This window comes from Barnesiella viscericola DSM 18177 (assembly GCF_000512915.1).
Taxonomy (GTDB): domain Bacteria; phylum Bacteroidota; class Bacteroidia; order Bacteroidales; family Barnesiellaceae; genus Barnesiella; species Barnesiella viscericola.
In genome coordinates, this window is the sequence record NZ_CP007034.1 from 936617 (window position 1) to 956206 (window position 19590).

Genomic DNA, 19590 nt, shown 5'->3' on the forward strand with positions numbered 1-19590 from the left:
AATGTCCTTTTTATCCTCATGCTTTTTGTATATATATCAGCCTCTAGGGGCCAATTCACAGATAGATAACCTTCTTATTCTTCATACCTAAAAACACCAGCCATGAATTGGATTAAAAAGCATCAATTATATTGTGACATCCACTATGCAATCGAAACATGCATAACAGGATTATCTTCAAAACAAGAACCGGATTATATAGCCGCATTAGTGACACGGTTACCATCTAAACTTTCGAACATATTAGGGCGTCAATATAATGTCGGTGGTTGTTTCATCCACCAAAAACCGTGTGCAAAATTTTGCAACCCTGCATTACAACACTATAAAAGTCCAGAAATTGGAGATCTCCTAATCGTATACAAAGAAAATAGCCCTAAAGGGGAATTATACAACGCATTGTTATTACAGGCAAAAAAGACGGGTAATATTTACAATACAACAATATCTGCAGGAGATACTCATCAACTGATATTATACACACGATGGCCCCGATTTCAATATTGCAGAGCTGGATATCTTAATGGACAAGAAAGAAGTATAAACCCCAAAACAATAACAACAGGTGCCCAATATTTATTAATAGACGAAAATAAATTTTATAATACTCCCTGCGGACATCATACCTTTTGGTGTGCCTATGCGGATGAGCACTTAACTGCATCCAAGTCCCTCGCATTGCAAATAATTAATTTACTCGAATTCCAAACGGGACGACCTTTTGTATCTAAAAGACTGCATATGGATCATTGGTCGCAAATGATATGGGATCTGTTACAAATCTCGGCAAACTCCTACTTCAACAGACGTCATGCTGGATTTAACAATACCCCAAGAGGTTCTGAGATAATGGATTTCTTTACTGAAATTTGTAATCAAGATTCAAATCAAGATTTAAATCAAGTCCTAAATCAGGATAAAGAAAATTATGGGATATCCACACTTCTTATTGTACGAAATTCCCAAGAACAAGAATAAAATACACTGTCTTACCACTCGTTAATACAACTGTTTGAAATAATTCTGCCACAAATATTACCAAATTAAAAACATCATGCTTTTTCTACTTTCCAAATCTTCCTCAATTCATCACAATCAATTTTGTCAAATCGATCTTGCTGGATAGCAACACATAACATATATCGAGGCCGGCTCATACCTACATATGCGACTCTTAAGTTTTTGAGTGTATCCGCATCTGTTCCTGTATAAGCAACGCCTTTAAATTGTTCTGCTAAGCGGTCTGATTCATGATGTCTATTGTAAAATGTTTCCAGATAGAGTGTCGCAGCATGAGTCTCTCCTTTGACAGCATGGACTGTGGATACCTCAATGTCTATTGTACCACTATCACCATGGTAAACATTCCTATGTTCCGTTGCTTGGCCCTTGGGGAGATTTTCGTTTATTGCATTAAAGAAACTGAGTGCATCTGGAGTCTCTTCTTTCCTATATAAGGGCAATATTGTTTCTATAATATATTGATGTATAGTGTTTCTTATTTTGTTTATATCATCGTCGCTATTGCTCTTGGCTATGAGTAAGGCCCAATTCATGACTTCTTTTAGAAAGTTCTCTTTTTGCTCAATATTCGTTGCGGTCAGGAATTCTAAAAAGGAGGTCTTGGTGTAACGTCGATTACCATTTCTTATTTCACATAAATCCAGATATTTTAATATACCTTGAATGATAGATGTGGCATGTTCCTTAATGGTTCCATGGAGATTTTTGAGTATGAATTCATTGAAAGAAACTCCTTCCACTTTAGGTCCTGCATTCTTCTTTTCAAACTGAGGAAAGTATGACTCTATATATCTTTTTTGAGCACTGGCCCCTTTCTTTCCGACCCATCCACAAGCCTTAACATTTATTCTGTGTAGTGGATCTTCTCGTTTCTCTTGATTTGCAATATCCGAGATTGAACGATTATTCATTTCTGGAATCAATGTAGTATTGAGCAGTTCCACATATTTGGGAAGAACAGATAAGGGATCCTCATAAGTAATGATGATAGGGGTTACAGATGGAATCTCATCATTGCCTACAAGTTTATCATTCGGTACCATGCATAACGATCTCAACGGTTTGGCGATTTTTTCTCCGAACCGGATGCTGTCGTGCATATGTAAGACTTGCTTATCTTTCAATTTGTCATTTTCCGGTCCGCTACATTCGTCTCTCTCATAGATAGCTTGGCAGTAATCTCCAAAACGCTGAATGACCACTTTATTCTCGTCAAATATCTTTTGGATTAAATCTACTTGCAGTCCGTCACAGTCCTGAACTTCATCTATAAACAAATATTTAAACCTCTTGTCAGAGAAACGGCTGAAATCGAGTTCCTTCTCCCAAATATACCGAAATGCCAGGTCATAAGCATCCTGGAAGGATAAAATACCTTCTCTAAACATTTCCTCTTTTATCTTCATATATTCAGCCCCGGATGGAGAATCTACTCTTATCGAGTCAGAATCAGTTATAATTTTATTGCTATTCCAATCAACTCTAAACGAAAGAATTAGACTATTTTGGATGCTATTTCCCTTTGTTTGAATCGAAGATCTGTATTCTCTAGGAATTTGGCTCCAATTATAACCTTTTAATTGAAAAATATATTTGTCAACCCTCTTTTTCTTCTTAATAACATTTGCAGCCGTTAGCATATCCACGCCACCCAATGCTTCTATCTCGGCAGCATTAATAGTATGTTCTTTTAAAGTGCTTCGTTTAAATATCAGTCCTCTAAGTTTACTTTCACGGATGGGTAATTTATAATACTTTTTCAAGAATACAGCATTACTCATTTCATCATCCACATATGTTATTTGACTACCATAAAAATAATGAAGGGCTGCGGCTGTAACATATTTGTGTAAAAAAGTTTGTATGGTTCCAAAAAAATTAGGATACCGGAAAAGCACATCTGCTTTTGTGCCAAGTTTTGCTTTTATCTCATCGATAGCTACATTTGTATGTGTCAGTACGCATATGCCTTTCCCTTCAGGCAGAGGCATTTTATTGGCAAGAATAATCAATTTTGCCAGCAATGTCGTTGTCTTACCACTTCCAGGACAAGCCTGAACATAGCAACTGCTATCTTCTTTGATAATATTTACCTTGTCAGAATCAAAAGGTTTCTTATCTTTCAACAGAATATCGTGGGCTATTTTTATTTCTTCATCAGTAGCAAATGGCATAATCTTTCTTTTTAGATTTATTCCGTAACATATTTGATGGCCTCCACAAGATACTTCAGTTTGTCGTCATTCTCAACGATAGACTTCACTTTATCTCGATTTACAGTTCCATCACTAACAGGAGCTAGCTCTCCTGCCAGTATTCCTGCTAAATACTGCGCAGTGATGGCTTTACTTACGGTTCCATCATTCAAAGGTTCAAATATCTTATATGCCACTTCTTTAGTTGGAATGCCTTCGTCTGGAAACTCATTCGTTACATCATTCCATAATTGATTCAAAATTTTATCTGTTATTTCCAGCTCTGGATGGTCCTTTTCCTGTTGGGCTGCTTTTATCGCTGTAGCCAATAACTTATACAAGCCACTTCCTGCAATCTCGTATTCCAGCGTCCATGCTTGTGGTAGGAATATTTTGATTTTATCTGCATTGATGGCATTTTCTAATCGCGTTCTCTTTTCCTCTCGAATCCGAGCTAATATATCTTCATTTAAGGCCACTCTCTTATCTTCTGTTAGTATATCCTTCATGCGGTCTATTGTTTCACCAATAGGTTTAAAATTCGCGTTCTTATGCTTCCTAACTTCTTCCTCAAAGGCAGATTTACTCTCGAAGACAGTTGACATAGCATCATAATCTACTTCGGTTGAAATTTTCTCTAACTCAGGCCTTAGATCATCTCTCAACCAATATTTCGGAGTTTTTCGATCTTTACTATTGTCATCGTAATATTCAAAAGCTCTGACATCCAGATCAGAAATAACAGCTATAGGCATTCCAAATGATTTTCCATCTTTGCGTTTGAATATATTGACATATCTTTTATATGCTGTACTTCCCACGTTCACAACGGATACGCCATACTGATAAAGATTCTTCCCAATCAATTGGGCTATAGCAGGTATTAGCAGATTTTCTGCATCACCCTCCACCATGATTAGCCCTCTGGCAAAGAATAAGTTGGCTTTTGTTGCATCGAGGAATCTTTCTAAAAATTTGTAGTCGGCTGGCTTCATTTTTGTATATTCTGATGACATGGGAAATGCATCATTACCTTTCAGCACAATCATATTCGCCAACTTTATCTTCGATGCCAATGTAATGCTATGGGTTGAAAGGATAAATTGCTCATTTTTCTTTTGGGAAGAAATATATTCAATCAGTCTCAATTGATATTGAGGATGAAGGTGAGCCTCCAATTCTTCCACAAGAGCTAATTTCAATCCTTTCTTCTGGTTGTTAAAGAGCAGCATTTCAGCCGCTATGCATAGTAAGTTGAGAGTCCCAAGCCCCGATTTATTACCTTCCATAATCAAATCGAGTAGTCTCAATATTTCTGTCAGTTCCCCTCCTGTCAGTTTAACCTCAGCTTTCCGCGGGTCACCTTTCAACAGAAAATGATCTTTTAGGAAACTGTTGATTTCGCTTGTTATACTTTCTCCACTACCTCCAATCTTGAAATAGTTCTCAATTTCCTTTTTCAGTTTTTCATAATCTGTTTCAAGTTTATGTTTTGTAATATTCCCTTGAACGTCTTTCTCCGTTTTGAAAAGTTCATGTGCACTCAGTATCTGTGCCAGCCTTGACTTGTACCCGTGAGTCATGTCTGTGAGCGCATCCCTAAGTGGCTTAAAATATACTACTTTTAGAAGTTCTCTTGCTTCAGAATCCATTCTATCAGTTTGACCTTCGATCCCTGCGGAGAAAGTCGGCATTATTACGTTATCTTTTCGCTTAACGTATAGCCATACTTTTAGTAAATATTTTGTCTTGTCTTCGCTCCACGACAACCATTCCCAGAATAAGCCAGCGTCTTGCTCATTTATTCCGTCAAATACGCACTCTATTTTGAATTCATCCTTTCTGTTCCCAGCAGGGTCTTGATAAAAATCTTTATCATCAAATTGAATAAATTCTCCGCTTTGAGTTCTCAGCACATAACGAATGGCATCCACAATAGCTGTTTTACCTGAATCATTCTCTCCTATCAGGACATTCACTCCTTTTTGAAAATGGATTTCTAATCCAGGCTTTCCATCAGCCATAGCACAATATTTTCTAAAATTCCAAAGTTTAAGTATCGAAAGGTACATCGTGAGCTAATTTAGTTGGTGTATTTCACATATAATACGCATCAGTATCAATCTTCAGTTCATTATAATCTTTTACACTATAATCTTTACCATCATATCTAATTGTCCCTTTAAATTTGAAAGGAAACGATATCCGCATTGGCTTATCTCCAATTTCTTGTTCAGAATCAGAGCCATACTGAAGTGACACATCTACCATTCCATTACAAGTGATATAAAAATTTCCTTGCTGAATACTTATTGCATTTATGTTAACTTCATGCACTTCATCTATTCTTGTATGAGAGGAAAGAATATCAAGATCTGAGGGTACATTCATTGTAAAAAAATCACTCAATACGGTCTCAATCTCATCAAATTTTATTTCCTTTAATTCTGGAATACGTGAAATAGCTACTATAAATTTTGCATTTGGCTCATATTTTTTAAAATAGTCCACCATAGCTTTTATCCTTCGCGTTGCCTCGGGATTTTCACTATGAGTCTTTAGTTCAATATATATAGCTTCATCGCCTTTCGTGGCTGAAAGATCTACTTTGTACGGCCCCACCCTTTCACCTCGTTTTATGGTGTATCCCTTTTCTCGATAATCATCTGCAATCTGTTCAAGTGTTGACTTCTCAAAATTCTTGATTAAATAATCTTTCAATGGTTTCATACGTTTCCCCCTCCTATTTTTATCATTGATTCTTTAAACTTATTGCATTCTATATACAAGCACTTAACTTCTGTTTCTATTAATCCTTGCATCAAATCAGCCGCCACTTCACTCTCAATAGAAGAGGTATCTATGATGCTAAATGGATGAATGTTTACATCTATAACAGCTGCAGTTCGCATCACTATCTTACGGTCATCCACATACACTAATGCATTCACTGCATCCCAAATTGGTTTACTGATATTATCACAATCTACGTTTACTCCACTACTTGTGAAAAAATATACTCTGGCGTATAATTCTTCATTCGCAGGAAATGTTGGTACCCGGCCCTTATATTTTCGTTGAAATGCTGAACGTATCTGTTCTCGATATTCAGATTTCTTCTCTTTATCCCGAGAATTATATGATAGCGGAACTAAACCACGAATTACTAATTCCATTTTACAAAATTCTGAAAATTTATAAAATCAAGTTTGTTTTTCATCCGTTATAGGATTTATCATTGTGTTACAAATACTCTCCAGCTCCCTTCCTTCTCGCCTCGCTCCACATACTTTTTTGAAATCAATTGATCCAACAATTTTTGTATAGCAGTCACACTAATACCAGTTTCTTCTTTCATATCCGCAAGAGTCAATGTCGGTTGTGTTCGCATAGCGTTCAAGATCTTTGTATAATTGGGCGTTCGGAATGTAATCCGCTCCCCATCATACCACCACACATTCTCATTCTTCTCGCTCACAAACAGAACATCATTATACACCTCCGTAGCCACCAAGTCATTGAAATATTTCAAAAAAGGACGGATATCCTTGATCCCGGCATGTGCACCATCACTAGGAATAGGACCTACTTCGAGATCTGTCTGATGCAAGGCTTCCAAATATTCACTCTTTCTGCGGCTTCGGACAACAATCATCGGATAATCATGGCGAGTCAGAATGTAGTTCACCATTAGTCGGGCAATACGACCATTGCCGTCCTCGAAAGGATGAATGCGTATATAGCGATAATGAAACAGTGCGGCTAACTCTACCGGAGACAACTTCCCCTCTTTCTCTGCGGTATTATACCAATCCACCAAGTCTCCCATTAATCCTGGAGTCTCCTCGGGTGAGGCATATTCGAATCTGTCTCCATACCGAGTAACAACGCTGTTAGGCCGTGTCTTATACTGGCCGGCATGAATCACATAACTCGTTTGCATACCACCAGGCAAATTACGATAAACAGTATAGTCCTCTCGTAATATGGTTTTATGTAATGTTCGGATAAAATTCTGTGTCAATGGCACTCCCTTCTCCGCAGCCTCTTCCGTCATCATTCGCAGACCTACGTTACTTGCAGTCATTTCTTGTACGTCACGAACGTCAGCTTCTCCAATCACCTTTCCGAAAAGTAGAAGAATTTCCGTCTGCCCGTAAGTTAACGTGTTACCCTCAATGTGGTTACTATTGTAATTGAAATCTACTGTAAAACGCCGGCTAAGCCTTTCTCGATCCTTCTCCGACAGTGGCTGCAAATTCTGCCATGCCGCCAAAGCCTTTTTTATATTAAGATACTTCATACGGTTTGATATTCATCAATAATAATACAAAGATAGCAAAATTCCGTAAAATGGTTATACACATACAACCTTTTTGAATTCTTTTAGAGAATGCTATTACTAATATATTCAACATTAACAATCTCCTTCATGTTATAGGATCTTTGATGATAACACGCATTATTTAATCGAAATAAATAATCTTTACATCCTTGCAGCATATCGTCACTGTTTTTGAAGAAACTGCACCTTCAATACGACAACTTACAACTATTAATAACCAGCACTTTACCTGGCACCTATACATTTTACGCAGTGGAGTGCTTATTTTTACGCAATGATGCCTAGAACTCAACTCCTGCTTACCCAAGATGACGGATAACAACCCCGAAAATATCCGTGAATCCAGCCTCAATTTTACAGCCCTTTTTGGCGAAATAAACCCCATCTGCCCTATCTTTGTAGATGGGATATATCGGGGCTCAAAAGAGTTGTTTTTGCATCTTGCTATTAGGAGGGTGATAATGAAAGAATAGGTAAATTCTTGAAGTCCCTGTAGGAAAAGAAGCCACGTTCTGGTTCAATGGATAATTTGCGCATGAAAAACAGGAATAAAGATTCAAAAGTGATGGAAATACATAACCTACTGGATGTCAAATCAAGAGTTGAGCTGCGCGAATGGCTGATAAAGAATCATAGAACGGAAAAAGAATGCTGGGTAATCGTCAAGCGTGGAAGGCCAACAGATGACACCACTTTCTGGTATATTGATGCCGTAGAAGAAGCCCTATGCTTCGGCTGGATAGACAGTACTACAAAGAAAATAGCATACGGAGTGACCGCCCAGAAACTTTGTCCCAGGAAACCACGAAGCAACTGGTCGGAACTGAACAAGGAAAGATGCCGCAGAATGGAACGCATGGGACTGATGACCGATGCTGGAAGAGCTGTTCTGCCGGATATGTCGCCTGATGGTTTCAACATTGATAAGGATATACTGCAAAGACTGCAGTCCGATCCGGTAGTGTGGAACAATTTCTGTCAATTTCCCTATTTATATAAGAGGATCAGAATTGATACGATTCAAATAAAACGGAATAATCCAGACCTTTACGAGAGTCGGTTGGTCAAATTCATAGAGAATACGCGGAAAGGATTACTCTATGGGGAATGGAATGATAATGGAAGATTACTAAAATACTGAACGATATTAATACATCTCTATTTTTTACTACTATTGCACTACATACAGAAACATCTGGCTCATCAACTTTCCTGTCATGATGAGCATACTTATCGAACAGCTCATAAATATAACTGATGCCATCTTCTTGGGTCATGTTGGTGAGATAGAATTGGGGGTATCGGCACTTGCCGGGATATGGAATCTTCCGTTATTCAGTACCTTCATTTGTACCGACCTGAAAAAGTAGACTTGTATTGGTGGCTTTACTTTATCCCCGTATTCATATATACGTTCATTAAAGTAAAGTCAAAATGAGGGAAGAAAAGAGATGGCTGCGCCATGAAAATGGTTTCAGCCATTTTTCTTTTGGCTGCAAATCTTATAAGCAATCCGGATATGAAGGGCCATCCCCTACGGCCACTCAAATCAAGCTCCAAATACATCACTTGGAATCCGAAAATATCCGTGAATCCATCCTCGATTTTGTAGCCCGTTTTGGCGAAATAAACCCCGACATGACCTATCTTTGCAGACGGAGTCTGTCTGGACCCCAAAAGGCTGTTTTTGCCTTTTTTCCCTCTGTTCGGAGGAAGTCGATGAAAAAAACGTTAAATCTTCGATTTTTTGCGAAAAAACAAGTAAATTTTTGAGGTTCCTATCTTTTAAGCCGTAAACTATTGATAGTCAATAGGCATTTAATAGTGCATCGGCAAATTCTTGAAGTTCCTGTAGGAAAAGAAGCCACGTTTTGGTTCAATGGAGAATTTGCGCATGAAAAACTGGAATAAAGATTCAAGAGCGATGGAAATACATAATCTGCTGGATGTCAAATCAAGAGTTGAGCTACGCGAATGGCTGATAAAGAACCATAAGACGGAAAAAGAATGCTGGGTGATTGTCAAGCGTGGAAAGCCAACAGATGACACCACTTTCTGGTATATTGATGCCGTAGAAGAAGCCCTATGCTTCGGCTGGATAGACAGTACCACAAAGAAAATAGCAGACGGAGTGACTGCCCAGAAACTTTGTCCCAGAAACCCACGAAGCAACTGGTCGGAACTGAACAAGGAAAGATGCCGCAGAATGGAACGCATGGGACTGATGACCGATGCCGGAAGAGCCGTTCTGCCGGATATGTCGCCTGATGGTTTCAACATTGATAAGGATATACTGCAAAGACTGCAGTCCGATCCGGTAGTGTGGAACAATTTCGATACTGTTCCAAAAAGTGTGTCTGAGATAGAGGAATAAAAAAGTCTACAGATTTTTTAGATTTGTAAAAGCAAAAAGAAACAAAAACTAAAAAAGGAGTAGACTTTATGGAGTTCACAAAGGAACAACTTTCCGAACTAATATGCAAGCATACGGAGAAAGAAAACGGATTACATGACCTGATGGAGATAATGCTTGAGAGCCTGATGGTGTCAGAGCGCAGGGAATATCTGCGAGAGGATGGTCTTTCCGGGAACAAGTGCAACGGGTACCGTCCGGGCAGGACCTACGGACACGGCAGGACATTGACATTCCGCATACCCCGTGACAGATACGGCAACTTCCATCAACGGATACTGGCGATACTCAGGGATCAAGAGGAAGAGTGCGAGCGTCTTGCGGGGACACTGTACACCAAGGGGTTGACGCAGGAGCAGGTCGGGGAGGTCTTCAACGACATCTACGGGGAGCATTACAGCAAGGCGAGCATATCGCGTATGCTGGATTATCTGCGCAAGGATGTGACGGAATGGCTGGGGCGGTCACTGGAGAGCCATTATCCGGTGGTGTTCATCGACTGCGTGCACATCAAGATCCACCGGAAGCGGAGTGTAGATACTGAAGCCTTTTATGTGGTCCTTGCGGTGAAGGAGGACAAGACCAGGGAAGTGCTCGGGATCTTCAACAAGCCCACGGAAAGCGCCCTGGGGTGGGGCGAGATGCTGAATGAGCTGCGAGAGCGGGGTGTCTGCAGGATAGGACTCATATGTGCAGACGGACTCAGGGGACTGGAGGTCGTCATCAGCGAGGTGTTTCCCGGCACGAAGCTCCAGAGGTGCACCACCCACCTGAAGCGCAATATCATCAGTGATGTGCGCAACGGCGACAAGGGGGATGTCGCAGAGGATCTGCGGCAGGTGTTCCGTACCGGGGACAGGAACTATACTGTGGAGCAGGCATGGAGCGAGTGGCAGGGGTTCTGCTCCAAATGGGGCAGGTACTACAGGAGCATCCGCAAGCGCGGCGAGGACGCCTCCTACAAGGCGTATTTCACATACCTGAACTACGACCACCGCATCCAGTCGATGATATACACCACGAACTGGATAGAGCGGCTGCAGAAGGACTTCCGGAGGGTCACGAGGATGCGCGGTGCGATGCCCAACGAGGAGTCCGTCATCCTGCTCATGGGAAAGACGGCCATGGACAAGAAGTCATACCTGAGGCAGGTGCCCAAAATCGATCTTGACAAGGACCTGTTCCCGGACGAATGAAAAAATCTTCATTGGCAGGCCCTGCCAATGAAGTAACAGATAAATTGATATATTTGCAAAACTAAGAGGTCTGAAGGCTTACTCCGGACACACTGTTTGAAACACTACCACAATTTCTGTCAATTTCCCGATTTATATAAGAGAATCAGAATTGATACAATTCAAATAAAACGGAATGATCCAGGCCTTTACGAGAGTCGGTTGGTCAAATTCATAGAGAATACGCGGAAAGGATTACTCTATGGGGAATGGAATGATAATGGAAGATTACTAAAATACTAAACGATATTAATACATCTCTATTTTTTACTACTGTTGCACTACATACAGAAACATCTGGCTCATCAACTTCCCTGTCATGATGAGCATCCTGATCGGACAGCTCATAAATATAACTGAAGCCATCGCCTTAGGTCATGTTGGTGAGATAGAATTGGAGTATCGGCACTTGTCGGGATATAGAATCGTCCGTTATTCTGTACCTTCATTTGTACCGACCTGAAAAAGTAGACTTGTATTGGTGACTTTACATTAGGGACTGTCGTAAAAAGAATAAAACTTTATAAAGAATTGATTGCTAATGTAATATAAAATCCGTATCTTAGCTAAAGATAAAAAGAATACCCCCAAGCGCCCTGGAAAAGCCAAATTTGGAGGTATCGCAAAAATTAATCTGCATGGCTAAGGTACAAAATTTCTCTGGAATATCACCCGATCTTCCTTTCACGGAGTTCGATTTTTATGAATTGCATAGGCAGACATTCGCGACTAGCGAGCTGGGAAAAATCAGGAAGAGGCTGCCGCTACGTGAGATGGCAGAGAACTTTGGACTGATAAGCAAGAGCATGAGAGCGAAGAAAGGACGAAAAACATACTTCACCCCGGAGGGCAAGGTTGCGCTGATGTTCCTGAAGATGTACACAGGTCTGAGCAGCCCGAAGTTGATGGAGCATCTTAACGGTAACGTCCACTATCAGCTCTTCTGCGATGTGAGAATAGACCCGATGCATCCTCTGACGAACTACAAACTTCTGGACGACGTGTTTTCGGAACTGGCCCGCGGGCTGAAGATCCAACAGCAGCAGGAGATACTGGCAAGAGCCTGGAAACCGTACATGAAGGACCTGGACACGATGTATACGGATGCGACCTGTTACGAGAGCGAGATGCACTATCCTACGGATCCGAAGCTTCTGTGGGAAGGAATAGAGAAGTCATATGAGATAATGTGCACTCTGAGTGCCAAGCTGAATGTGCACCGTCCGAGGACGAAGTACGTAGACGTAGAGAAGGCCAACCTGTCGTACAGGAAGCGGCGCAGGCATACGAAAGTCCAGACCAGGAAACTGACCAGACGCCTGCTCAACCTTTTGGGGAAGATACTGAAGGAGACCCGCACACTGGAGAGGGAGAATGCAGGTGCGGAGAAATTGCTGACAGCCAGACAGAAGAGCGATATTGAAATCATCACAAGGATGTACCGTCAGCAGAAGGCCCACTTCGAGAACAACAATCCTCGCGAGAGTGTCAAGGACAGGATAGTGAGCATCAGCAAGCCGTATGTGAGGCCGATCGTGAGAGGCAAGGAAGTGAAGAGCGTAGAGTTCGGTGCGAAGTGCAACAACATCCAGGTTGACGGACTCTCATTCATCGAGAAGCTGTCATTCAATGCCTTCAACGAGGGAACCAGGCTTACGCACTGCCTGAAGATGCACCGAAAGCTCTTCGGTGTGGACGCGAAGAAGGTCGGAGGAGATGCAGGCTATGCCGGCAGCGCCAACAGGGGGTACTGCAAGGATAGAGGAATACAGACGTCATTCGTCAAGCGTGGCCGTCCGTCCTTGGAAAAGAAAGAGAACGACATCATCCGCAACGAGCTGGCGAGGGTGAGGGCAACGAGGATGGAAGGCTCGTTCGGAACGCAGAAGGAACACTATGGCCTGAAACGCATCAAGGCAAGGACGAAGTTGACCGAAATCCTGTACATCTTCTTTGGCATCCACACGGCGAATGCAGTACAGCTCGTCCGGCGGGAAGTCAACGAAATTGCTCAGGCTGCCTGATGTTCGAGGTGAGTGAGAAACGGCCCTTTCACTGGAGTATTGGCTCCAGTTGGGTCCAAAAATGAAAAAAGGGGCTCCGAAACGGAGCCGAAAATATAAAAAGATGAGTTCGATCGGAAAAATTACCGGGACGGTCTGCCGATTGACTCATAATGACGGAATTAAACGACTGTCCCTATTGTAGTCCTGTCCATAATCAATGCCTGATGACGGAGGTGATTCAGAAGGATATGCCTCCGTTGACAGTTCCCTGGGACTCCCATCCTATGATCTCCACTCCGTCCATTCTGATCCCGTCCGAAGAAATCTCAAGCCGCACCGTCAGCATTTTGCCTCCTTCAAGCTGACTGAGCGCCTGACCGTCCCCGGTGGTGTCCGGAAGAGTGAACGTCTTTTTCATACCCTGGAAAGAGACCTCTACAGTGACATCGTCTTTCTGCTGCGGAATCAGCATATATGACACGGAATTCCCCTTCTTTTCCATGTATCTTGCCGGACGGGCAGCAGAGCCTGATTCAACTTCGCCCTTGCGCAGATCCACCGTGCATGAGGACATCGCATTGACGGATGTGGCTACCTGCGAAAGATCGGAATCGGAATAAGTGCCGACAGACACATATTCTATGGCAAGCCTGTGGAAAGCATGAGAGAATTTCAGCTCCACCGCCGACGCCTGGTACGCCACCGGAACAGCCTTGGCAAGCAGAAGATCCGTCTCGCCGTCTGCCGGCATGTCAAAACGGAAACTGCCGTCTGAAACGGCATCCTGATCAGGATAACATCCTGAAAAATACACCGTACCGGAATTATCCGGAAGCTCCAAATCCGACCAGAAAAGTTCCGTTTCTCCCACCGTATAGATCTCGCTTATATCATCAAAGCCCTCTCCTGAAACCGTAAGCCGGAACATGTCTCCGCTTACGAAATTTCCGGAGCCGTCCTGTCCGAGCTGAGGCGACTTCACAATGGGGCCTACGGCAGTCCTTATGTCGATTTTTCCCGTCACTTCATCGCTGCCGCCGTCCCCGCCGGGAAGGACGGATCTGTCGCATGAGACGGCCGCCGGCAGAATCGCCGCAGCATATAGAAAAAATTTATAACTCTTCATAATCATCATAATATCTATGTCAAATAAAATGTCTGCAATCCTGCCGGGCACTGCCCGACATCATTTTTCAGCTTCAGTCGTCTGTGCGCACTTCCGGAAAGGCGTTCCGCCATACGTCACGCATAAGATCCATCGTAGTCACTCCGACTATCGCATACGATGTACCCTCCCCGATCAATATCTTGAATCCGCTGCCCTCATTGTAGGTGATCTTCTTGCGGATCAGGCGATGCCTCTGGAACGGAGTGCTGCTGCCTGTGACCTGAAAATTATAATAGTCGTTGTTGTCGACATAATATACGGCCGAGATATATCCTTCATCATCGAATTCGACACCATAGAGAGCCATGACATGCGTCAGTCCGTGTGAGCGTATGAATCCGAGTCCGCGGTCATTCTCAAGGGCGTCTTTTATGAGCTCGTTGAACGTTTCCTTGCTGAAGCCCCCGAAAGAGTCGGCTATCTTCATTCCCTTGAAAACCTCCGTAAAATAGCCTCCGAAGGCATCGTCGTCGAAAGTGTCGTTTAGACCCAATCCGGGAGTGTGGTTGATGAACCAGTTGATGCCGTCCCTCGCATCCCCTCCGCGGTTACGGCTTGCCTCCCTGAAGAAATTGAATATCTCGCTTTTTTCAGTGCCAGAAAATTCAGATGAAGGGCGCGGATATTTCGGGCACACATCTCCATATTTACGGTCATACGCGGCAATATAGTCGCTGTTGATGTTCATCCACCAGTGGAGCATGCATGCCGAAGCGGCCGCCCAGCACATGTTGCTGTCATGATAGCCGGGACGGGAGTTGCTTTCGTCCGGATTGTCCTTGTCGCAGTCATACCAGCGGAAGCCCTCCTGCCAGTTCAGATAGGCTGTTTCAGGATCGCTGTCAAACTTGAACCATACTCCTGAAGGGAAGTTCCACGGATAAAATTTATCCGTATCTGTCAGCACTTTCACGGTCTCCTCATTGTAGTCAGGAGTTTCCGGCGTCTTGACTCCATATACCCAGCATATTTTCCCAGCATAGTCGGGATCAGGCTCCGGCTCCGGCTCTTCCCCGGGGCCGACGCCGCCCTGATTCAGACTCAGGTTCAGCACAGTCTCCTTTCCGCTCTCCAGAAAATCCCTGCCGCCGATTTCCGACGGCGCCTTGAAGGTCGAGGTCTTGCCGCCTGCAGTTATTTCCACCCATCCGTCGGAATAAGGGCCCAGACTGCCCGGGAAAAGTATTGCGGAAAACTTGCCCTGACTCCCTTCCGCTTTTCTGGCATCTATTCTCACCTTTTCACCGGACGGATCATTCAGACTTCCGCTATAGATTGAAAGCGACCCCTCGGTCTCATTGAGGACCTTTACTGAAAGGTCTTCGGGCAATGTACCGTCAGAGCCCGTAATGTTTATGACAAGCCTGTGCATGGCATGCCTGAAAGGGAATTCTATCCTGTTGCCTGAAAGCGAGCCAAGATCAATGTCGAGATGGCTCCACAGAAGATCCGATTCCATGTAGCCGTCCCCGCTCTGGTCGGTCTGCACCTTATGGCGGTGCACGTTTGACCCGATGCCTTCAGCCTCCGATACAGGATAATATGCGGAAAGCCTGGCCGTGCCGGATCCCAGGTCGCTCTTCTTCAGCGCCGGAGTCCACCTGCCGTTCTCAAGAGTGAGAATGACATGCCTGGAAGGACTGCCGTATATATACAACCCGACCTTGTCCCCTTCCGTAAAAGTTCCGCTCCCGTCTTCATCCACATACGCCTTCACTGATGGCATATCCTGCGTATCATCAACAAAACCGTTTTTGGTGAATGCCAGTTCAATGAATCCGTCATCCTGTACGGAAACAGGCTCCTCCGTCTTCATGCAGGCCGGCAAGAAAAGAAGAAAAGCAGCGGCTGCTGTAAACGCACGCATTGCGGAAGCCGCATTACCACACATAAACATTGTCATATAATTGGTCAAAAGACTGCAGATTTACAGATTTTCGCAGAAAAATGACAAAAAAAAAAAAAAAAATCAACGCCGGGGACTTTTGGCAGAGTCAACGAGCAAGTGCAACACGAGACAAAATTATAACAAAAGTCTAAAGAACTCGTCCTTGGGGGTAGAAAAGTTCAACTTTTCCCTGGGCCTTCGGTTTATCTTCAGCTGGACGGAATGGATGAACTCGTCGCTGAGTTCCCGGAAGTCAGTCCCTTTGGGGATATACTGCCTTATCAGCTTGTTCATATTCTCTATCCCGCCTTTTTGCCACGAGGCATAACTGTCGGCAAAGTATACCGGTGCCTTGAGGGCTTCCGATATTTTCTTATGCGAGCGGAACTCGAAGCCATTGTCAGTGGTTATCGTCAGCACATTCTTCCTGTACGGGTATAGAAGCCTGATGACCGCATCGGCAACTTTCTCGTGGTTCTTCCCGCAGGGCAGTCTTTCCATTATCAGGTAGTTCCTGCTCCTTTCACATAAGGTCAATATCGCACTTTTCTGCATTTTCCCGACAATAAGGTCCATTCCCCAGTCCCCGAACCTCCTGCCATCCGCTTCCGCCGGCCTTTCATGAATGCTGACCCTGTCCGGTATGTTCGTGGCTACCGTCGGCCGCCTCCGCCTCTTGTGCCGCCTGTATTTCATCTTATGCCGGCAGTGGATCTTCAATTCCCCGATACCGTCATCCCGTATCAGCTCATAGATCCTCTCGTGCGATATCTCAATCCCTTTCTTCTTCAGGTAACCTGATATCTGCCTGGGGGACCAGTCCTCACTGACAAGCAGCCTTTTCGCTTCCCCTAGGACATCTGGCGGCGTCTCCCTGTTCCTTACTGTCCGCTCTCGCCTGTCCAGAGCCCGCTCGTGCGCTATCGACCACCAATACTTCCCCTGACGTTTGCTGTTCCTCCGGATTTCCCTGCATACCGTACTCCTGTTCACTCCTATCTGCCGAGCTCCTTCAATAAGGAGAATCTTGTCCTCCTTAGAACTGAGGTGGTCATCTATATATGATCGGATCTTTCTGTACAGCATTACTTCTACACTTTTCTAAAAGAATTGATATTGCAAATATACACTTTTCCATAAAAACATTCCTCTTGATTATACACTTTTCTAATATTATTGTCGCATTTTCCTAATAGATTTAAGGGAAACATTGAAATACGAAGTTTATCAACTAAATTTGCAATAACATACTCACCCCGCTTCCCACAAGAACAGCGCGCTCAGGGTGAGTCTTTTATTTTTATCTATTGATCTAGTGACGTGGTTGGTTACTTTTCATGAATGTAGTTGACGGTTTAGAATTTTACACTTTTTCAAGCGAATAAATCGAACTCGTCACACTTTTTCCAACGAATCAGACTCCTATTATACACTTTTTCATAAAAATTAAGGCTTAAAATCTACACTTTTCCATAAAATCAGCAACTTTACTTTATCCCCGTATTCATATATACGTTCATTAAAGTAAAGTCAAAATAAGGGAAGAAAAGAGATGGCTGCGCCTTGAAAATGGACTCAGCCATTTTTCTCTTTTGGCTGCAAAAACTTATAAGCAGCCCGAGGCAAAGGTCGGTCCCAACGGTCACTCCAATCAAGCACAAAATACCTCACTTGGAATCCGAAAATATCCGTGAATCCCCCCTCGATTTTACAGCCCATTTTGGCGAAATAAACCCCAACATGCTCTATCTTTGCAGACGAGGCCAGTCAGGGCTCCAAAGGGCTGTTTTTACCTTTTTCCCTCCGTTCAGAGAGAGTCGATGAAAAAAAAACGTTAGATCTTCGATTTTTCGCAAAAAAACAAGTAAATTTTTGAGTAGTCTACCTTTTAAGATGCAAACCATTGATAATCAATGAGAATATGATGATGCATCGGAAACGCATTACAGGACACACGACACCCCTCTTTCGGCACACCCACGCTCAGCGGTTGAGGTGTGTCGACTGACCTACGGGCATACGCCCCGACAGAATAGAGCAATCCCCCGGCAAGGGATATGAGCGGCCTGAAAAGCCCAACAAAATAATAAAGCATTTACATTGTACATTTAACCGTCCTGTCCACGGGCTCGATTAAAAACAAAAACTGATGGCAGGTCTTCTGACTGACTCCCCACCCGAGACCTTCCCAATTCATAAATCAGTGGTCAACAGAATTCGAGTGGTTGGCGGAGCTTCACAGCAGCGGGACTGTCCGGGATTTTCACCCGATTCCCTTTTAATCTTCCAGGCCCGGAGGGCCTTTCAGAACCAATCGGCCGCAAAGTTAATATATTTTTTCGAGAATATGAATTTTATTATATTTTACTTCAAAAAGGAGATAGGATTCCATATCCATTTAATCTATTCTTCTGTTATCATAAAACCCGCTACTTCGTTTATTTACTCTTTTTTAGCCTCTCATGTAGTCGAAATTCCGTTGAAACATATAATTTTGTTTCCAGCGTGTACACAACTCCTTCTCCTTTTGAATGGAGTTTCGACCCGGCCAAAGCCAAAGGAACAATGTTATGAAGAAAGAACCGCTACACTCCTGCTCGCAATTAATCGATTACATCAATCGGGTAGGCTTCCTGCCCCTGCTGCCTCTGGGTATCGACGGGTGGTCGGCCGAAGAGATGGTCGACGCCGAATGCCGATACCACCCGTTGCCCGAAGGGGGTTGGGAGTGGCCGTTATGGGCCTGGAAGGGGGAAATCTTGCAGGAGAGCGGGTGTGCCTACGGCAAATTCTTCAACGGCAAGGCGGCATTCATCGCCCGCGAGTGGTGGCCCGATTTCTGTAACTACCGACGGAGCCGCTACCCTCGCCCGGCCGAAGGAAGTATCGAGGAGGCCATACTGACTACGCTGAGGAGCCGGGGCAGCCTCATCACCCGAGAACTGCGCGCGGCTTGCGGATTTACCGGGCCCAAAATGCGCAGCCGGTTCGACGCTTACCTTACCCGACTCGAAATGGGGGGCTATCTGGTGACCGAGGATTTTGTCTACCCGCACGACCGTCACGGACGGGAGTATGGCTGGGGGTGGTCTCTGCTCACTACTCCCGAAGCCCTTTTGGGGCGAGAGGCTTGTCAGCCTCACCGCTCCCCCGAGGAGTCGCGCGCCCGGTTGCTCCACCACCTCGCCAAGATTCTCCCCGACAAGCCGGTCCGCCTGTACGAATCGCTGCTACGATAGCGCTACGACAACGGCGTGGAAACCAAATGTTGTGACTACGAAATATTTTACTCAAACGTACAGGTATCCCCCCATTAT

General features: G+C 43.8%; 16 protein-coding genes and 1 riboswitch. Of the genes, 8 read left to right on the forward strand and 8 right to left on the reverse strand.

Annotated elements, in window-relative coordinates; genetic code table 11:
* Window positions 1-102: 102 nt before the first annotated feature.
* Entirely contained in the window at window positions 103-978 is an 876-nt protein-coding gene (locus BARVI_RS13120; protein WP_084546976.1) for a hypothetical protein, read from the forward strand.
* A 74-nt stretch (window positions 979-1052) separates the two neighbouring features.
* Here the strand turns inward: BARVI_RS13120 and BARVI_RS03745 are convergent, their stop codons facing one another.
* The 5 genes from BARVI_RS03745 to BARVI_RS03765 are packed head-to-tail and all read right to left on the reverse strand — an operon-like array spanning window position 1053 to window position 7521.
* The gene (locus BARVI_RS03745; protein WP_025277938.1) at window positions 1053-3197 is read right to left on the reverse strand and encodes a UvrD-helicase domain-containing protein; all 2145 of its coding nucleotides are present in this window, start codon (window positions 3195-3197) and stop codon (window positions 1053-1055) included.
* Between the two features lie 17 nt (window positions 3198-3214).
* Complete coding sequence (locus BARVI_RS03750) at window positions 3215-5290, reverse strand: ATP-dependent nuclease (protein WP_025277939.1); 2076 nt, start codon at window positions 5288-5290, stop codon at window positions 3215-3217.
* Between the two features lie 25 nt (window positions 5291-5315).
* Complete coding sequence (locus BARVI_RS03755) at window positions 5316-5948, reverse strand: pPIWI-associating nuclease domain-containing protein (RefSeq protein WP_025277940.1); 633 nt, start codon at window positions 5946-5948, stop codon at window positions 5316-5318.
* A complete protein-coding gene (locus BARVI_RS03760) occupies window positions 5945-6394 on the reverse strand; it encodes a RusA family crossover junction endodeoxyribonuclease (RefSeq protein ID WP_025277941.1) in 450 nt (149 codons plus the stop codon). Before BARVI_RS03760 ends, BARVI_RS03755 begins: the two co-directional genes overlap by 4 nt.
* A 59-nt stretch (window positions 6395-6453) precedes the next feature.
* Window positions 6454-7521 (reverse strand): Fic family protein, encoded by a 1068-nt coding sequence (locus BARVI_RS03765; RefSeq protein ID WP_025277942.1) that lies wholly within the window; start codon window positions 7519-7521, stop codon window positions 6454-6456.
* Between the two features lie 577 nt (window positions 7522-8098).
* On the opposite strand from BARVI_RS03765, the gene BARVI_RS03770 reads away from it, so the two are divergent.
* From BARVI_RS03770 to BARVI_RS03790, 6 genes are all read left to right on the forward strand, one after another.
* The gene (locus BARVI_RS03770; protein ID WP_232214006.1) at window positions 8099-8704 is read left to right on the forward strand and encodes a YdeI/OmpD-associated family protein; all 606 of its coding nucleotides are present in this window, start codon (window positions 8099-8101) and stop codon (window positions 8702-8704) included.
* Between the two features lie 76 nt (window positions 8705-8780).
* Window positions 8781-8933 carry a hypothetical protein gene (locus BARVI_RS13340; protein WP_157232520.1) on the forward strand — a complete coding sequence of 51 codons (153 nt, stop codon included), beginning with the start codon at window positions 8781-8783 and terminating at the stop codon, window positions 8931-8933.
* A gap of 64 nt (window positions 8934-8997) precedes the next feature.
* Window positions 8998-9336, forward strand: a complete 339-nt coding sequence (locus BARVI_RS13345) for a hypothetical protein (protein ID WP_157232521.1) — start codon at window positions 8998-9000, stop codon at window positions 9334-9336.
* 121 nt (window positions 9337-9457) lie between these two features.
* Window positions 9458-9937, forward strand: a complete 480-nt coding sequence (locus BARVI_RS03780) for a YdeI/OmpD-associated family protein (RefSeq protein ID WP_232214007.1) — start codon at window positions 9458-9460, stop codon at window positions 9935-9937.
* Between the two features lie 68 nt (window positions 9938-10005).
* On the forward strand, window positions 10006-11172 hold the full coding sequence (locus BARVI_RS03785; RefSeq protein WP_025277945.1) for an IS256 family transposase: 1167 nt from the start codon (window positions 10006-10008) through the stop codon (window positions 11170-11172).
* Window positions 11173-11849: 677 nt separating this feature from the next.
* Window positions 11850-13235 (forward strand): transposase, encoded by a 1386-nt coding sequence (locus tag BARVI_RS03790; RefSeq protein ID WP_025277946.1) that lies wholly within the window; start codon window positions 11850-11852, stop codon window positions 13233-13235.
* A 220-nt stretch (window positions 13236-13455) separates the two neighbouring features.
* Here the strand turns inward: BARVI_RS03790 and BARVI_RS03795 are convergent, their stop codons facing one another.
* The 3 genes from BARVI_RS03795 to BARVI_RS03805 all read right to left on the reverse strand — a co-directional run bounded on the left by BARVI_RS03795 (window position 13456) and on the right by BARVI_RS03805 (window position 17359).
* Window positions 13456-14343, reverse strand: a complete 888-nt coding sequence (locus BARVI_RS03795; protein WP_198015984.1) for a fimbrillin family protein — start codon at window positions 14341-14343, stop codon at window positions 13456-13458.
* Between the two features lie 73 nt (window positions 14344-14416).
* Window positions 14417-16252: a fimbrillin family protein gene (locus tag BARVI_RS03800; protein WP_198015985.1), complete on the reverse strand. Its 1836-nt coding sequence runs from the start codon at window positions 16250-16252 to the stop codon at window positions 14417-14419.
* Between the two features lie 156 nt (window positions 16253-16408).
* Window positions 16409-17359, reverse strand: coding sequence for an IS30 family transposase (locus tag BARVI_RS03805; RefSeq protein ID WP_025277949.1), 951 nt, complete (start codon window positions 17357-17359; stop codon window positions 16409-16411).
* 1048 nt (window positions 17360-18407) lie between these two features.
* Window positions 18408-18603, reverse strand: a riboswitch (cobalamin riboswitch).
* Window positions 18604-18843: 240 nt separating this feature from the next.
* Between BARVI_RS03805 and BARVI_RS03815 the strand changes: the two genes are divergently transcribed.
* Entirely contained in the window at window positions 18844-19512 is a 669-nt protein-coding gene (locus BARVI_RS03815; RefSeq protein ID WP_025277951.1) for an AlkZ-related protein, read from the forward strand.
* The last annotated feature ends 78 nt before the right edge of the window (window positions 19513-19590 follow it).

Excerpts from the sequence above, each read along its gene's own strand:
- BARVI_RS13340 (WP_157232520.1), top strand. The coding sequence starts at position 8,781 with ATGATGAGCATACTTATCGAACAGCTCATAAATATAACTGATGCCATC.
- BARVI_RS03750 (WP_025277939.1), bottom strand. The coding sequence starts at position 5,290 with ATGTACCTTTCGATACTTAAACTTTGGAATTTTAGAAAATATTGTGCT.
- BARVI_RS03780 (WP_232214007.1), top strand. The coding sequence starts at position 9,458 with ATGAAAAACTGGAATAAAGATTCAAGAGCGATGGAAATACATAATCTG.
- BARVI_RS03795 (WP_198015984.1), bottom strand. The coding sequence starts at position 14,343 with ATGAAGAGTTATAAATTTTTTCTATATGCTGCGGCGATTCTGCCGGCG.
- BARVI_RS03790 (WP_025277946.1), top strand. The coding sequence starts at position 11,850 with ATGGCTAAGGTACAAAATTTCTCTGGAATATCACCCGATCTTCCTTTC.
- BARVI_RS03770 (WP_232214006.1), top strand. The coding sequence starts at position 8,099 with ATGAAAAACAGGAATAAAGATTCAAAAGTGATGGAAATACATAACCTA.
- BARVI_RS03815 (WP_025277951.1), top strand. The coding sequence starts at position 18,844 with ATGAAGAAAGAACCGCTACACTCCTGCTCGCAATTAATCGATTACATC.
- BARVI_RS03765 (WP_025277942.1), bottom strand. The coding sequence starts at position 7,521 with ATGAAGTATCTTAATATAAAAAAGGCTTTGGCGGCATGGCAGAATTTG.
- BARVI_RS03760 (WP_025277941.1), bottom strand. The coding sequence starts at position 6,394 with ATGGAATTAGTAATTCGTGGTTTAGTTCCGCTATCATATAATTCTCGG.
- BARVI_RS03800 (WP_198015985.1), bottom strand. The coding sequence starts at position 16,252 with ATGCGTGCGTTTACAGCAGCCGCTGCTTTTCTTCTTTTCTTGCCGGCC.
- BARVI_RS13120 (WP_084546976.1), top strand. The coding sequence starts at position 103 with ATGAATTGGATTAAAAAGCATCAATTATATTGTGACATCCACTATGCA.
- BARVI_RS03755 (WP_025277940.1), bottom strand. The coding sequence starts at position 5,948 with ATGAAACCATTGAAAGATTATTTAATCAAGAATTTTGAGAAGTCAACA.
- BARVI_RS13345 (WP_157232521.1), top strand. The coding sequence starts at position 8,998 with ATGAGGGAAGAAAAGAGATGGCTGCGCCATGAAAATGGTTTCAGCCAT.
- BARVI_RS03745 (WP_025277938.1), bottom strand. The coding sequence starts at position 3,197 with ATGCCATTTGCTACTGATGAAGAAATAAAAATAGCCCACGATATTCTG.
- BARVI_RS03805 (WP_025277949.1), bottom strand. The coding sequence starts at position 17,359 with ATGCTGTACAGAAAGATCCGATCATATATAGATGACCACCTCAGTTCT.
- BARVI_RS03785 (WP_025277945.1), top strand. The coding sequence starts at position 10,006 with ATGGAGTTCACAAAGGAACAACTTTCCGAACTAATATGCAAGCATACG.